General features: G+C 37.1%; 1 protein-coding gene. It reads left to right on the forward strand.

The window, feature by feature from the left end; all coding sequences use genetic code 11:
- The first annotated feature begins 365 nt into the window (after nt 1-365).
- Nucleotides 366-989, forward strand: a complete 624-nt coding sequence (locus Q0257_RS12670) for a hypothetical protein (RefSeq protein WP_298025340.1) — start codon at nt 366-368, stop codon at nt 987-989.
- The last annotated feature ends 201 nt before the right edge of the window (nt 990-1,190 follow it).

Here is a 1,190-nt window from a genome sequence, read left to right on the forward strand (position 1 = left end):
AACGGGATTATAGCGTTTTTAGCTTAAATTTAGCCAAAAGACGGTTTGAATTTCGGCATGCGATAAATTTCAGCTTCACATTTTTTGCATTTTTGTGTTTGCCCGATCGCGACACCCAGTTTTTCGTTTAAATCCCAACGTGCAAGAATTTTAGCCTGCTCAAATTTACCTTGTATCGCGCTGAAATTTAACTTACTTAAGGATTCTGCTCGCATCTTAGAATTTAAAATTTAGCTTACTTAAAATTCCGCAAGTCAAATTTAAAATATCCTAAAAATTTTACTATCTCACACCACGCAAAATAAATAAAATTTATCGCTTTTTAGGTATCATAAGCAAGCAATAAAATGAACGAAGGAGAGAAAATGAAGCAAGTATTTTTGGCGTTTGCGCTGTGGCTCGGTTTTAGCGGGGCTGCTTTTGCGATGCAAGATACGGAGCCAAACGAGGCACAAGGACAAAATTCTACGGGAGTTAAAATTTTAAGCGACGAGTTTTTTAAGCTGTCCGCAAGAGAATACGCGAATGCAGTCGGTCGCTGCCTACCTTCCCATATCTATGACTATTGCGATAAAATTTATTCATTGGAAATTTCACGACTTATAAAGGAGTGCGGTTTCGGCGATGGAAAATATAGCGCTTGTCAAAATTTATTAAATATTGCGGATAGGAGTTGCTTTGAAAAGGATCAAATTGAAAATTCCTTGGCGTGCGGTTTATCCAGTGAAATTCTATTTAGAACAAATAGACCGTCAATTGGATTAAAACGATTAATAAGAGCTTGCGAAGTGGGCAAAATAGAAGATTTTTGCTTACTTTGTGCAGGAGCTCATTTTTACTATGATTTAGACATAGAAGAGGTAATAAAATATATGACGATGACGCGAGATTTGGCGCATGACAAAGAGCGCTATAATAAAATTATTACAAAATTGGAAAATTGCAAAGCCGACAAAGAATGCAATCCTGCAAAATTAGAATTTCAATAAGCAAACGGCGATATAGCAAATACGTCGGGCTAAATTTCTAAATTTAAATAGCAAAAGAAAGATCGCTATGGCGGATAGGCTGATCGATATCGGGCTCATTTTGTTTTTCGGCGGCTTTTACATGCTATATAAACGGCGTATGCGGGATCGGCAAAGACTATATGCAGCGCAATAAAATAGACTTCGTGCGCTGGATGTTTA

This window comes from uncultured Campylobacter sp. (assembly GCF_938018035.1).
Taxonomy (GTDB): Bacteria; Campylobacterota; Campylobacteria; order Campylobacterales; family Campylobacteraceae; genus Campylobacter_B.

Excerpts from the sequence above, each read along its gene's own strand:
- Q0257_RS12670 (WP_298025340.1), top strand. The coding sequence starts at position 366 with ATGAAGCAAGTATTTTTGGCGTTTGCGCTGTGGCTCGGTTTTAGCGGG.